Origin of the sequence: Cupriavidus sp. U2 (assembly GCF_009663685.2) — a bacterium.
Lineage (GTDB): Bacteria > Pseudomonadota > Gammaproteobacteria > Burkholderiales > Burkholderiaceae > Cupriavidus > Cupriavidus necator_C.
On the sequence record NZ_RCOG02000032.1, the window covers coordinates 731,310 to 745,726 of the forward strand.

10 protein-coding genes are annotated in these 14,417 nt (G+C 67.3%); 1 reads left to right on the forward strand and 9 read right to left on the reverse strand.

Features of this window, described 5'->3' with window-relative positions; genetic code table 11:
• Positions 1 to 127: 127 nt before the first annotated feature.
• The 9 genes from D9X30_RS27600 to D9X30_RS27640 form a co-directional block, all read right to left on the reverse strand.
• The gene (locus D9X30_RS27600) at positions 128 to 1,450 is read right to left on the reverse strand and encodes a sigma-54 interaction domain-containing protein (RefSeq protein ID WP_153945496.1); all 1,323 of its coding nucleotides are present in this window, start codon (positions 1,448 to 1,450) and stop codon (positions 128 to 130) included.
• Entirely contained in the window at positions 1,447 to 4,554 is a 3,108-nt protein-coding gene (locus tag D9X30_RS27605; RefSeq protein WP_153945497.1) for a peptidase domain-containing ABC transporter, read from the reverse strand. Before D9X30_RS27605 ends, D9X30_RS27600 begins: the two co-directional genes overlap by 4 nt.
• The gene (locus tag D9X30_RS27610; protein WP_153945498.1) at positions 4,535 to 5,287 is read right to left on the reverse strand and encodes a peptidylprolyl isomerase; all 753 of its coding nucleotides are present in this window, start codon (positions 5,285 to 5,287) and stop codon (positions 4,535 to 4,537) included. Before D9X30_RS27610 ends, D9X30_RS27605 begins: the two co-directional genes overlap by 20 nt.
• A 17-nt stretch (positions 5,288 to 5,304) precedes the next feature.
• Positions 5,305 to 6,687, reverse strand: coding sequence for an HlyD family secretion protein (locus D9X30_RS27615; RefSeq protein WP_153945499.1), 1,383 nt, complete (start codon positions 6,685 to 6,687; stop codon positions 5,305 to 5,307).
• A complete protein-coding gene (locus D9X30_RS27620; protein WP_153945500.1) occupies positions 6,684 to 9,320 on the reverse strand; it encodes an FHA domain-containing protein in 2,637 nt (878 codons plus the stop codon). Before D9X30_RS27620 ends, D9X30_RS27615 begins: the two co-directional genes overlap by 4 nt.
• A 210-nt stretch (positions 9,321 to 9,530) precedes the next feature.
• Positions 9,531 to 10,982 carry an efflux transporter outer membrane subunit gene (locus tag D9X30_RS27625; protein ID WP_153945715.1) on the reverse strand — a complete coding sequence of 484 codons (1,452 nt, stop codon included), beginning with the start codon at positions 10,980 to 10,982 and terminating at the stop codon, positions 9,531 to 9,533.
• Between the two features lie 294 nt (positions 10,983 to 11,276).
• Complete coding sequence (locus D9X30_RS27630) at positions 11,277 to 11,543, reverse strand: hypothetical protein (protein WP_153945501.1); 267 nt, start codon at positions 11,541 to 11,543, stop codon at positions 11,277 to 11,279.
• Between the two features lie 366 nt (positions 11,544 to 11,909).
• Entirely contained in the window at positions 11,910 to 12,401 is a 492-nt protein-coding gene (locus D9X30_RS27635; protein WP_153945716.1) for a DUF4399 domain-containing protein, read from the reverse strand.
• A 59-nt stretch (positions 12,402 to 12,460) separates the two neighbouring features.
• Positions 12,461 to 12,901, reverse strand: coding sequence for a DUF4399 domain-containing protein (locus D9X30_RS27640; protein WP_153945502.1), 441 nt, complete (start codon positions 12,899 to 12,901; stop codon positions 12,461 to 12,463).
• 225 nt (positions 12,902 to 13,126) lie between these two features.
• Between D9X30_RS27640 and D9X30_RS27645 the strand changes: the two genes are divergently transcribed.
• The gene (locus tag D9X30_RS27645; protein ID WP_153945503.1) at positions 13,127 to 14,416 is read left to right on the forward strand and encodes a formylglycine-generating enzyme family protein; all 1,290 of its coding nucleotides are present in this window, start codon (positions 13,127 to 13,129) and stop codon (positions 14,414 to 14,416) included.
• The last annotated feature ends 1 nt before the right edge of the window (position 14,417 follow it).

The window sequence follows — 14,417 nt, forward strand, 5'->3', positions numbered from 1 at the left end:
AATCCGGGACGACTTCCTGAGCGGGGAAAAAATACCATCCGATGAAGGAGGATCTGGAGGGGGGCAATGACTGAAAAAGCCCGGCATCCGCAAATCCCTCCCTCGCCGATCGTCTGATCGCCCCGCCCTACTTCCCATCCGCCTGCCGGTTGTTCCGGAAATCCTTCGAGTGGATGCCGTGCTTCTTCAGCAGCATCTGGATGTGCGACCGGTTCATGTCGAAGCGGCGCGCCAATTCGGCCACGGTTCCCCCGACTTCCTGCAGCCCGCGTTCCAGGAAGGCCCTTTCGGCCTCGTCGCTGGCGGCGCGCTTGGCCTCGCTGAGCGATGTGGCCGTGCTCAGGTCGGTTACCGTTGCCTTGCCGCCCGCGGCTGCCACGGCCTGCAGCCCGGTCGGCCTGGGGCGGATGTCCTGGGGCAGATGGGCGAAATCGGCCGTGTCGCCGGCCAGGCATGACAGCCGGTACATCAGGTTGCGCAGTTCGCGGATATTGCCCGGATACTCGTAGTGCAGCAGGAAGTCGCGCAGCCGGGGCGTCAGCTTCAGCGGCCGCCGCTTGAGCTGGCCGGCCGCCTCGTCGCCGAAGTAGGCCACCAGCAGCGGGATTTCGTCGCGCCGTTCGCGCAGGGCCGGCAGCGTCACGTGGATCACGCTGAGCCGGTAGAACAGGTCTTCGCGGAACGTGCCCTCCTGGCTCATCCGGCGCAGGTCCTTGTTGGTGGCCGCGACGATGCGCGTATCGACGGCGATCACCTCGTCCGAGCCCACCCGCTGGATCTCGTGCGCCTCCAGCACGCGCAGCAGCTTCACCTGCCCGGTCAGCGGCAATTCCCCGATCTCGTCCAGGAAGATGGTGCCCGTATGCGCGCTCTCGAACTTGCCGCGCCGGTCGTTGGCCGCGCCGGTGAACGCGCCCTTCTTGTGGCCGAACAGTTCCGATTCGAGCAGGCTGTCAGGAATCGCGCCGCAGTTGACCGAGATGAACGGCTTGTCGTTGCGCAGGCCGTTGGCATGGATCACCTTGGCCATCAGCTCCTTGCCGGTGCCGCTTTCGCCGTCGATCAGCACGGGCAGGTCGGTCGGCGCAGCCTTCTCGGCGATTTCCAGCGATTCGAGCAGCCTGGGGTTGTCGCCGAACGTGCCCTCGAAGATAAAGCTTCGCTCCATCAGCGCCTGCCGCCGCTCGCGGGACGACATCTCCACCGGCTCGACCACTGCCTCGTCGGCCCCCGCCTCGCCCGTGGCCGACGCCGCCGCCACAAAGCGTTCCTTGTGCGACAGGCCCATGACCTCGTCGCGCAGTGTGGTGGCCTGCTTGAGCAGCTTCTCGATGTCGGGCCGCTCCAGCCGCGACGACCAGCGCAGCGTGGAGCGCAGGATCTCGATCCGCTCGATCAGGCCGGCGAACGATACGGCCGAAGTGACGGGGGTGGGGTTGTATAGCTTCATGCCGCGCTCAACTGCTTCTGGACCAACTGGTAGTACATGCCGCGCCGTTCCAGCAGTTCCTCGTGCCGCCCCTGCTCCACGATGCCGCCTTCGTACAGCACCAGGATCTTGTCGGCCTGCATGATGGTGCTGAGCCGGTGCGCGATGATCACGGCCGTGCGGCCCTTCAGGATCTCCTGCATATTGGCCAGGATGTTGCTCTCCGACTGCGTGTCCAGCGCCGACGTGGCCTCGTCGAACACCAGCAGCCGCGGGTCGTGATACAGCGCCCGGGCGATGCACAGCCGCTGGATCTGCCCGCCCGACAGCCCGATGCCGCGCTCGCCAACCACCTGCTCGTAGCCGAGCGGCAGCTTCGAGATGAACGCGTGGGCGTCGGCCATCTTGGCCACTTCCTCGATGCGGCGCCGGTCCGGGCTGTCGTCCCCGCAGGCAATGTTCTCGGCCACCGTGCCCGAGAACAGCAGGTTGGTCTGCATCACATACCCCACCTGGGCACGGAAGAACTCGGTGTCGATCACGTTCATGTCATAGCCGTCCACCTTCATGGTGCCGTCGGTTGGCTTGTAGAAGCCCACCAGCAGCTTGGCCAGCGTGGTCTTGCCTGACCCGCTGCGCCCGACGATGGCAACCATCTCGCCCGGCCGCATATGGAAGCTGATGTTCTCCAGCACGTAGGCGGTGTCCTCGCCGCCATAGCGGAAGTACACGCCGTCGAACTGGATCTCGCCCTGCAGGTCGGGCAGCGACACGCGCGACATCACGTCCTGCGGCTTCTGCTCCGGGTCCAGGTCCAGCACGTCGCCGAGCCGCTCCATCGCCACGCCGGCATCGTTGAGCTGGCCCCACAGCGCCACCAGCCCCATCAGCGGCGCCAGCACGCTGCCCATGAAGGCGTTGAACGCGATCAGCTGCCCGATCGTCAGCTCGCGCTCCAGCACCAGCGTGGCGCCCACCCAGAGGATCGTGATGGTGGTGGCCGCGTTCAGCACCTGGCTGACCAGCCCCACCAGGATATGGAACGATTGCGCCTGGTACTGCTTGTCCAGCGCCTTGGCGTACTTGCGCTCCCAGCGCAGCCGCACCGGGCGTTCGATCCCCATGCCCTTCACGGTCTCCGCGCCGCCCAGCGTTTCCATCAGGTAGGCCTTGGCATCGGTCGACGCCGCGAACACCTCGCGCGCGTAGCCCTTCACCTTGGGCGTGACCACCACGGTCAGCGCGGCAATCGGGATCACGAACGCAATCAGCAGCAGCGTCAGCTTCACGTTGTAGAGGAACATGATGCTGAAGTAGATGAACACCATCAGCAGGTTCAGCGCCGTGGTGACCGTGGACTCCGTCAGGAACGCGCGGATGGTCTGGTTTTCCTGGAAGCGCGCGAAGATGTCGCCGGTCTTGCGCTTGGCAAAGAACGACAGCGGCAGCGACAGCGTGTGCTTGAAGAAGTGCGACATCATCGCGAAATCCATGTTGCGGACCATGAAGTTCGCCAGGTACGCGCGGATGGTGACCATCAGCTGCGTGAACACGTTCGAGATCACCAGCCCCAGGATCAGCAGGTGAAGCAGCCCGATGTTCTGGTGCACCACCACGCCGTCGAGGATGTTCTGGATGATCAGCGGCGGCACCACGCCCAGCACCTGGATCACGAACGTGGCCAGGAACAGATGCGCCAGGATGCGCTTGTACGGCGACAGGTAGCCGATGAAGCGCAGCCACGGCGAGCGCGACACCGCCAGTTCGTTCATCTGCGTACCGGGCGAGAACAGCAGGCAGGTGCCGCTCCAGCCGCGCTCGAACTCCTCGGCGCTCATCTTGCGGAAGCCGATGGCCGGGTCCGCCACCCACACGTACTGCGACGACACGCCGTAGACCACCACGTAGTGGTAGCCCTCCCAGTGGATGATGAACGGCAGTTCGAAGCCGGTCAGCGCATCGCGCGTGCATTGCACGCCGCGCGTGGTGAAGCCCAGCGATTCGCCCGCCCGCGCCAGGCTGTCGAGCGTGGCGCCGGCGGTGGTCACATTGGCCAGTTCGCGCAACTTGCCCAGCGTCATGGGGATGCCATAGTGGCGGCAGATCATCGCCAGGCAGGCGGCACCGCAATCCATCTCCTCGGCCTGCTCGACCAGCGCGAAGCGACGGATCAGCCGTTCGCCCAGCGCGGGCTTCGAATGCAGGTCCAGCAGCACCGGCCGCTTGCGGCGCTCGGCGAGCTTCTTCTGCCGGTGCAATTCCCGATCCACGGTGCGGATGCGCTCTTCCAGCACCTCGCGCAGCCGCGCGTTGCGCTCCAGGATCAACTGCACCGTCTTCTCCGGGATCACCAGCAGCCGCGTGTCGGTCTCGGCAATGGCCGAGGCAATCTGCTCCTGGCGCATCACGCAGGCGCGCTCGCCGAAGATTTCGCCCTGTCCCAGCGTGGCAAGCTGGAACGTGTCGCCGTCCTCCTCGCGCACGATGCGCACCGTGCCCTGGCGCACCACATACAGACGCCGGTCCTCGCGCCCGTCCTGCTGCAGGATTTCCTTGCCTGCCGCCACCCGCTTGACGCCCACGCTGCGCACGGCGTCTTCCAGCTCCAGCTTGTCGAGCTTGCCGCGCAGGTCGAACAGCCGCGCCACGAAGCCCCCCGCCGAACTGATGGCCACGTAGCTGGTGATAAAGGCCAGCGCGGCCGGGTTGCCGCCCACCGTCGGCTCGGCAACGGCGCGCGGTATCGTGATCAGCTCGGTCTTGCCCGATGCCCGCACCGACGACTCGTGCCGGTACTCGCGCAGCAGCGCAATATCGGCAAACACTTCGCCGGTCTTGCGCACGCCCATGCTGATTTCCTTGCCATGCTCCTCGTTGAACACGCGCACGGAGCCGCTGCGCACGATGAAAATGCCGTCCGCCGGCTCGCCCGCATTGCAGACCGTGTCGCCAAAGCCGAAATGCAGCGTGCGGGCGCTGGCGGCCAGCCGCTCGATCTCGTCGCGCGACAACGGCGACAGGATCTCCACCGTGGCCAGGAAGTCGGCCAGCGACTGTCCGGCGGGCGGCGCGGGGGCGGCGGCAGCGGCCGGCGCCGCCACCTCGCTAGCGGGCTTCGATGACATGTTCCTGCGCCCTGGCCATCAGCCATTCCTCGCGGAGCAGCCGGCGGATCTCCACGGTCACGTCGGGGTCCAGCCGGGCCGGATGCTTGGCGCGCACCAGGAAGACCTCGAAGAACGACTTGTCCGGCGCCGGAAACGGCCCCAGCAGGTCACCGGCTTCGGCGTTGAACACCTTGGCCTCGATGTCGCCCTTGAGCGATCCGCGCAGCACCTTGCCGATGTCGCCCCCCTGCTCGCGCGTATCGGCGATCGAATGCTCGCGCGCCATCTCGGCAAACGCGTCGGGATCGTCCTGCAGGTACGACACCAGTTCCTTCGCCTTGCCCTCGGTGTCCACCACGATATGGCTGACCTCGATGCTGTCGAACTTCGGTGAATTGAGCTGGAAGTACGACTCCACCGCCTGGTCCGTGCACACCTGCTCCATCATCTTTTCCTGGTACAGGCTGTCGGTGATGAAGTTCTCGAACTCGTCCAGCGTGATGTTCAGCGCGTCGAGGTAGTGGTTCATGTCTGCCGCCCGGTGCAGGCCATGCACGCGGCGGAACTGGTCGGCGCGCTCCTGCACTTCCTCAGGCGTCAGCTTCAGGCCCTGGCGCCGCGCCGCGTGGGCGGTCAGCTTGTCCCGCACCAGTTGCTCCACCAGGCCTTCGAACTGGCCGGTCAGCTTCAGGACCCTCACGAATTCGTCGACGCCGATCACTTCTTCGTCGATGCGTACGATGGCTGTCATCGCCCTCTCCTCCACGTTCAACCCGCGACCTGCCTGAATGGATCGAGCCCCAGGTCGATCAGGCGCCTTTCCCGCACCACGATCTCCGCCGTGGCGGTCATGCCGTAGCGCAACGGATACTTGTTGCTGGCCACGCTGTAGTAGTCCTGCGCCAGCCGCACGCGGCCCTCGTACACCGGCTGCTTGTCGGGGCCCGACGGCTTGGTGGCCGGCGAGATGTATTCGAGCGTGCCCGCGATCAGGCCGTACCGCTGGTACGGAAACGCGCTGAACTTGAGCTTGACCGGCAGCCCCTCGCGCAGGAAGGCACGGTCGCGTTCGGCAATCTCGATGCGCAGCATCGGCCGGGCATCCTTGGGCGCGATGCCGCCCAGCGGCGTATTGGCCTGCACCTTGTCGCCACGCTGGGTGGACGTCACATCGGTAATCACGCCCGACACCGGCGCCAGGATCAGCAGGAAGTTGTCCTTGTCGATGTTCTCGAACTTGATGCGTGCGGCGGCATCGGCCACCAGCCGGGCCGTCTGCACCTGCAGCCGCAGCTTGTCCTCGGTGCTGGTGATCTCGCGCACGGCGGCGTCGTACTGCACGCGCAGGCTGGCCAGTTCCTGGCCGCTGCCTTCCAGCTGCGCGCTGGCCTGCGTGAATTCCTGCGCCAGCCGCGCGTCCAGTTCGGCCAGCCGCGACTGCGCCACGCGCAGGGTGTTCTCGGCCTCCTGCGTGGCCGCGCGCTTGGCCTCGACCTGCGATTGCGACACCCCGCCGCCGGCGGGCAACGCGAACAGCCGCGCATAGCGGTCCTGCTCCTGGCGTGCGAATTCCCGTGCGCGGCGCGCGTTTTCCAGATTGCTGCGCGCCTCGGCCAACTGCGCGCGCTGCTGCTCGGCCAGCCGCGTCGTGCCTTCGGCCAGGCGGTTCTCGTGCTGGCGCGAATTGAGTTCGATCTGCTGCTTCAGCGCCAGCGCGCGGCGCTCCAGCAAGGCCTTGCGCTCGGGAAACTGCTTCCACTCGCGTTCGGCGTCTTCGAGCTTGAGCTGGGCCTGCAGCGCATTGGCCGCCGCCTCGATGGCGCCGCGCGCGTTGAGCCGCGCCACCACGTCGTCCTTCGACACCGGCTGGCCCTCGGCCACGTAGAGATCGACCAGCTCCCCATCGACCGGCGCATAGAAGCGCCGCACCTCGGACTCCGGCGCCAGCGTGCCCTGCGCAGTCACGATCACGTCGGCGTGGCCGAAGAACGACCACAGCAGCGCGCACAGCACCAGCACGCCCGTGGTCACCACGGCCAGCAGCGTCAGCCGGCGCGGCTCGGCGCTGAGCAGCGCGATGCCTTCGGCGCTATGGTCTTCCAGCGCCTCGGTCAGCGGCCGCAGCCTGTTGTCGCGGTTCTCGTCCTTCATGGCGTACTCCCCGCTTCGGGCTTCACGGCGGCGGCGGTGGCCGCGGTCCCGGCCGGCGCGGCCTTGCCGTCCTTGCCCCCGCCGTCCTTGCCTTCGTCCTTGCCGCCCTCCTTGCTGCCCTCGCCCACCAGCGCCAGCTTGGCCTTGAGCACCGCCGGGTCCAGCACCATGCGCAGGTCATTGAGCGACCGGCGCTGGGTGTCGACTTCGGCCTGGATGTCGTCACGGATCTTGCTCCACTGCGCCGAATCCTCGATCTTCAGCTGGGCATAGATGCGCAGCCCCTTGCGCGCATCGTCCTGGGCATCGGCCAGCAGCCGGGCCTGCGAGCGGAACTTGGCCGAAATACCCGATTCCAGCCGTTGTTCGCCGGCAATCAGGCCGCTGTTGCGATACTGGCGCCATGCCGTGGCCGCGCGGTTCAGCAGCTGGTTGGCGCGCCGCAGCGCTGCGTCGCGGATGCTGTTCACATCGGCGTCGATGCTGCTGGCGAAGTAGCCATCGGTCTTCGGGTCCAGCGACTCGTAGAACGCCAGCAGCTGTTCTTCATAGCCGGGCGATCCGCGTGCGGCCTTGATGGCGCCGTACTGCGCCAGCACCTGCTCCTTGTGGGCAACATCCTTCGCCACATCGGCCGCCCAGGGCCCCGCCGTGACGGCCTTCAGCGCGGCCAGCGCAGCCGCGCCGTCGCCCTGCTCCCATGCCTTGCTGGCCGCCAGATACTGCTTCTGCACGTCGTCGCCGGGCAGGCGCGTGGCCTTGAGTTTCTGATAGGCGGCCTGGAACGGCGGCGTGGCAAAGCTGGCCTTCTGCATCAGCGCCACCAGCGGCCCGGGCGCCCGCACGCGCAGCGCCTCGATCATCGCCGTGTACTGGTGCAGGTCGCGCTCCACGCTGTCCAGCCCCACCAGCCGCGGGTACTTGTCCTTGTATTCGGCCAGCATCGGCTGCAACGCCTCGGGCTGGTCGCGGCCCAGTTCCGTGGCGATGGCCACGTTGAGCCGGTCGATGGCGGCCAGCAGCACCGATTCGTCGTTCTGCAGCCGGCGCAGATCGCTCAGCGCGCGCGCGTAGGTGTCGCGGAACGACGGCACGTCGTTGGCGATGCGCCCGAGCAGCCGCTGGTGCGACGCCGTGTCGTCCTCCCAGCGCCGCAGCAGGTCGCGGATCTTCGCTTCGTCCGCGTACATGCGGATCGGGCCGTCGATGCCGCCGCGCTGGGCCACGTAACGCTCCAGGTCGGCTACCCAGGCCAGCTGCCCGGTCAGCGCCTGGCCGTCGGCATTGTGCTGGCTGCGAGCCCGCATCTCGCCAAGCACCGCGTTGGCGCCGTCGGCGTCGCTGGCCTGCAGCCGCGCCGACCATTGCGGCACGTAGCCGCGCATCAGGGCCTCGGCGCCAAGCGCCTGGTAGCGTGCCTCGCCGGGGTGGCGCGACAGCACCTTGTCGGCCACTTCCGCGGCGCGCACGTACTTGCCTTCGTCGACCAGCGCCTGCAGTGACCTGTCGGGCGCGCCGCGCCACCAGACATAGCCGCCGCCGATCACCAGCACGGCAATGACCAGGATCGCCACGCGCGCGGCACGCTCCAGTTGATGGCGGTCGCGGATGCCGAAGCTGCGCATGGCCTCCAGCGCCATCATCGTCATCCGCCCGCGCGGCGCCGACGCATGGGCCGGGCCCGCCGCGTCCGGCATGGCTTCTGGGTTGACCTCGTCCTCCTGCGCGGCGCGATAGTCCATGCAGAAGATGTCCAGGAAGGAGTCGGCCGCGCCCACGAAGGTGGTCTTGTCGGGATCGACATCGCACGGCGCGGCCTGGCGCGGCATGTCGGACGCATTGGACGGGACGGATGCGGCGGACGCGGCGGGCGCTGCCAGCGATGTCCGGGTGGCCGTGGCATCGGCATCGGTCTCGCGTTCGATCCCCACGCGGTAGACAAAGTGGCTGCCGCCAAACGCCACCACGTCGTCGGGCTCCAGCCGCACCGACTGGTCGCGCAGCCGCACACCATTGACGAAGGTGCCGTTGGTGCTGCCCAGGTCTTCGATCCACGGCACGCCGTGCTTCAGGTACACGTGTGCATGGCGGCGCGACAGATAGTTCACCTGGTGCGGATACTGGTCGCGATAGCGGGCAAAGGTGTCGTCCGCCTTGTTGACCATGAAGGGGAAGCCGGTGATGACCACGGGCTGCAGGCCCAGGTCCTCGCGCATCGGGGTCAGCGTGACCGCCACGCGGGGCGGCTCTGGCTCTGCCGGACGCGGATAGAGCCGCACGCGGTAGGCCAGGTCCGCACCGAAGCTGACCTCGTCGCCATCGCTGAGCCGCGCCGGCTGCTGCGCCACGCTGTCCCCGTTGACGCGTGTGCCGTTCTTGCTGCCCAGGTCGGCCACATACACTGCGCCGTCTTCCGAGAAGATGCGCGCGTGCCGCCGGGACAGCACCGACACGGCTTCGGTCGGATACGCGGCAAACGGCGCCTCACCGCGCCCGATCGCGAACAGGTCCTCGTCGATGCGGATCTCGCCGAGCTCCGGGCGCGACACGGGCATCAGCAGGACATCGAATGCCTGGCCAGCGTGGGGCGTCATGACCGGCACATCCATGAAGGGAGCTTCGTCGCGCGTCATGTTTCAACTGAGCCAACAGTGCAGCCTGTGGCGCGCAACCGCGCGCCAACGCGGCGACGGGGTCGGCATGCGTCGGCAAAGGGGCGGCAGGTCACGGGTAAGAACATAGTAGGCCACGCTTGGGGGGAGTCAATGCGCTGCGGCGCAGCGTTGCGCAAACGCCAGCGCCATGCGGGTTTCAGGCTTGAAACGGTTTGTGCGCCGCTGCGGCTAACGCGCCGCCTTGGACGCCGCCGCACCGGCCGGCGGCGCCGCCTCGGCGGCGGTGTCCACACGGTTGTTGCGCACATCCACGTCGGGCCAGCCGCCGCCCAGTGCCTTGTACAGCGTGACGGTATCGGCCAGGATTTGTTGGTACGCCCCCAACAAGGATTGCTCGGCGGTCAGCAGCGAACGCTCGGACTCGAAAACGTCGAGTTGCGACGCGATGCCCTCGCGCGCCTGGGCGTCGATCTGCGCGCCCACCACGCGCAGCTGGCTCACCTGCTGCTGCAGCTCCACGCGCTGCTTCTTGTGCGCATCGACATTGACCAGCGCACTTTCCACTTCCTCGAACGCGGTCATGACGGTGCGGCCGTATTCGTTCTCGACCACGCCCACGTTGGCCTCGGTCGTCTTCACCCGGGCCCGCACGTTGGGGTCCAGCATCGGCAGGTTGATGCTGGGCATGAAGCCGAAGGTGAAGGACTTCATCAGGTCGGACAGCGCGAAGCTGGCGGTGCCGCCGCGCGCGGTCAGGCTGATGCTGGGCAACTGCGCCAGCCGCGCCTGGCCGACCAGGTCGTAGGCGGCCAGCACGCGATACTCGGCGGCGACGATATCGGGGCGCCGCGCCAGCAGTTGCGAAGGCAACCCGGCCGGCACCACGGGCACCTTGATGCGCTCCTGCAGCTTGCCGGGCGGCACCTTGAGTTCGCCGGCCGGCACGCCGACCAGCGTGGCCAGCGCGTTTTCGGCCACGTCGCGCGACCGCTTCAGTTCCAGCAGGTCCTTGGTCAGGCGATTGATTTCGGCCTGCTGCTGCATCACGCGGATCTGCGGCAGCAGGCCGTTGGCCAGCATGGCCTTGTAGGTGCCCAGGATGTCGTTGTTGCGCGACAGCGTATGGCGCTGCTGCGCCACCTGCTCGTCAAGCAGCAGGATCGTGAAGTACGTGATCGACACATCGGAGACCAGCGACAGATAGCCGGCGCGCCAGTCGGCCTCGGTGGCGCGAAACTCGGCGCTCTGGGCCTGCACGCCCTTTTCCACCTTGCCCCAGACGTCGATGTCCCAGTTCACGGTGCCACCGAGGTTATAGGTGCGCGACACGGGCTGCCCGGTGGTCTTGCTGATGTCCACGCCGGCGCCGATATCGAACACCGGCAGCGCCCCCGCGCGGGCCTCGGCAATCTGCGCATTGGCCACGCGGATGCGGGCGGCCAGCACCTTGATGTCGTAGTTGCCCGATAGCGCCCTGGCCACGAGCTGGTCCAGGTAGGGATCGCCAAAGCCCTGCCACCAGTTCGGCAGGATCGTCTCGGCCGGCGATACGGTGACTGACTCGTTGCGGGTCCAGGCCGCCTTGGCCGGCGTTTCGGGCCGGTGGTACTCGGGGGGCCGGAAATCGGCACAGCCGGCCAGCAGCGCCACGGACAGGGCCACGCCCGACAGCTGGGACATGCGGCGCGGAGCAAGGGCGAATGCGTTCACGATGGCTTCCTGCTTGAAACGCCACCGGACCGTGGCAGGGCGTCCTGGCGTTCGATCTGTATTGTGGGTCGGCATGCGGCAGACGCCAACCTCGGTATGCATGCCCGGTGGAATCGGCGGGCAAAGGCAATCGGCGGACAAAGCAGGCAACGGGCAAAAAAGCGCCGGGGCGGAGGTGTCCCCGGCGCAAGCTCCCCGTGCGGCTGTTGCGGCGCCGGCCGGTTGGCCGGCCTGCGCGCCGCTGCCGCCTGAACCGTACGAATATCAGGCGTTGTTCTGGGCGTACTGGTTCGTCGTCACGTTGTTGCGCATATGTTCCTGGAAGGCCGAGCCGTTGCCGAAGTAGTTGGCCACGTCCTGCAGCTGCTGGTTCGATTGCGTGATCGTCTTGTGCGAATCGAACGACAGGCTCACCGGCGTGAAGATCGAAGTACGCGGGGCAAACACCGCGATACCGCCGCGTACGGCATTCAGCGCCTTGGCGTCGAGGGTTTCGGTCGAGGACAGGTCCTTGATGGTCAGCGTGGTCATGATGGTTCTCCTGGATAAGGAAGGTGCTGCGTTGGGTCTGGGTGATGAGCATCGGGTTGGTGTCGCGCTCGGACCAGATATCGCAGCAAGCGTGCCAGCGCGTGCCATGGACCCAAAAAAAAAACCGGAGATCGTTGCAGGACAAGGGCTGGCGGGCGACCTCACCGGACCGGCCCTGGCCTGGCAGCCTGCCGGCGCCCCGGATTGTGTTGGGCCGCGTCCCACCAATCCGGCGCAGCATGTTGGCGCCGCGGCAACAGCCAGCTTGCCGCCGTTGGGGCCGGGCAAAAAAACGGCGCACATCGCTGTGCGCCGCGCCGGAGACAGGCGGACCGCCCCGCCATTTCGCTCCGAGACTGGTGTCGGTCATTTCACATAGATCGTGATCTTCTTCGAGTAGACCGGCGGATTGGTCGGGATGTGCCGCTCGTCGCCCATCAGCAGTTGCAGCGTGTGCTTGCCCGGCGGCAGGTCGATCGTGGTTTCCGTTTCGCCCGCGCCGAAGTGCAGGTGGTTGCGGTCGTTCGGAATTTCCTTGTCCAGCGGCGGCAGGTCGACGTCGATCAGCAGGTGATGGTGCCCCGTGTTCGGATACTTGACGTCCTTGGGCGCCACGCCCATGTTGCGCAGCCCGAACCAGACCTTGATCGGCTTGCCGGCCGGCAGCGTCTGGTTGTTGTTGGGATAGCCGATATAGAGATAGGCGTTCCTGGGGGCCGGCGTGGGGCCCGACGCCGGGGTGGCGCCCGCGCCCGCGGCGGGTGCCGAGGCATGGCCGGCATGCGCGGCCGGCGCCGACGCATCGGCAGCACCTGCCACGCCCGCCGGCAGCCAGGCAGCGGCGGACAGCAACGTCATGCCCGCGAGAAGCATCGGTCTGAAATGGGTCATGGCTCCCCCCGTTCGCGCCTGTGTGCCTAGCGCACCGTGATCGTGATCTTCTTCGAGTAAATCGGCGGATCGAACGGCACATGCTTGCTGTCGCCCAGCAGCAGTTGCAGCGTGTGCTTGCCCGGGGTCAGTTCGATGCGCGCGTCGGTCTCTCCCGCGCCAAAGTGCAGGTGGTTGCGATCGTTCGGGATTTCCTTGTCCATCGGCGGCAGGTCGACGTCGATCAGCAGATGGTGATGTCCGCAGTTGGGCCGGTCGATGCCCTTGGGGCACACGCCCATGCCCTTGAGCCCCATGCGCACCCAGAGCTTGCCGCCATCGATGACCGCGCCGTCGCCGGGCCAGATGATGTAGACCTCGGCGCCCTTGGGGGCCGGCGTCACGGGTATCGCCAGCGTCATCCAGCTGGCCAGACACGTGGCCAGGGATGCGGCCGCGAGCGCGTGCAGCAGGGATCGTCTGGACATGGCGGCTCCTCCCGGAGAACAGTCCGCTGCACACGGTACCCCGCGCGGGAGCGGATTCTTGGTCGATGTTCTTGATGCGCTCGGCGATGTGTCCTACAGCGTAGGTCGGCCGGCTCCAAAAAGCGAACTTTCACGCCACAAACGCTGTGCTATCTTGAAACGGCCGGTACCGCGTCACGGCAACTCCACACCGCGCAGCGCGGCGACTCTGAGGGGGGGGTGAATATGTGGCGGAAAGCAATCGTCGCGTCACTGCTGGCGCTGCTGGAAACCGGCGCAGGAATCGATGGCGCGTCGCACGGGCCGCCCTCGGGCAGCGTGCGGGACCGGATCGTCCAGGCCGGCAACGCGCTGTTGCCATCGGCAACGGCCGGCATCCTGCCGAAGAACAGCGATGAACAGTACGAACTGTCGTTCTGGGATTCGATCAAGAACAGCAACTACGCCGCCGACTACGAGGCCTACCTGAAGCAGTATCCGAACGGACGCTTCGCCGCGCTGGCCAGGTCGCGGCTCGATCGCATCAAGGCCAGTGCGCCCGCGCAGGCTGCATCGGCACCAGCACCGGCACCGGCAACGTCATCGGCCCCGCCCAAGCCCGAGCCCAAGGCCCAGGCGAAGGCCGAATCCACGCCGCCTGCCGCCACCCGGCCGCCCCCTGCCCCCACGCCGCCGGCCGCTGCCCCGGGCCAGACCCGCACACGCGCCGGCGGCACCATCGCGCAGGGCACCGTCACCTTTCCGGCCGAAGGCAAGGAAACCCCCGCGTCCGGCGCGGCAAAGCCGGCCGAGACCAAGGGTGGCGAATCGCGCGACTGTCCGCAGTGTCCGCTGATGATCGGGCTGAATCCCGGCGCCTTCACGATGGGCAGCAACACCAGCGACCCCGCCGAGAAACCGCCGCATCACGTGAACGTGGGCCACGCGTTTGCCATCGGCAAATACGAGGTCACGGTCGAGCAATGGAATGCCTGCGTCGATGCCAACGCCTGCCCGCGCATTGCCGCCAACCCGCCCGAGGCCAGGACGGCACCGGCGCGCGACATCAGCTGGGATGACGCGCAGCAGTACGTGGCCTGGCTGTCGAAGACCACCGGCAAGAGCTACCGGCTGCCCACCGAGGCCGAATGGGAGTACGCGGCGCGCGGCGGCACCAGCACCGCATTCTGGTGGGGCGACCGGATGAGCAAGGGCAACGCCAACTGCAAGGATTGCGGCGATCCGTGGAGCGATGCCGCGCCAGCCAATGTCGGATCGTTCGCTCCCAATCCGTTCGGGCTCCACGACATGAACGGCAGCGTCTGGGAATGGGTGGCCGACTGCTGGCACAGTTCGTACAAGAACGCGCCGACCGATGGCCGCGCCTGGGACGAGCCGGCCTGCACCGCGCGCGTGATACGTGGCGGCTCATGGCGCGAGGGGGCCAGCTACATGGTGTCTTCCACGCGCTTCAAGTACAGCACCAGCGTGCGGCAGTCGCAGAACGGCTTCCGCGTGGTGCGCGAGGCGAAGTAGC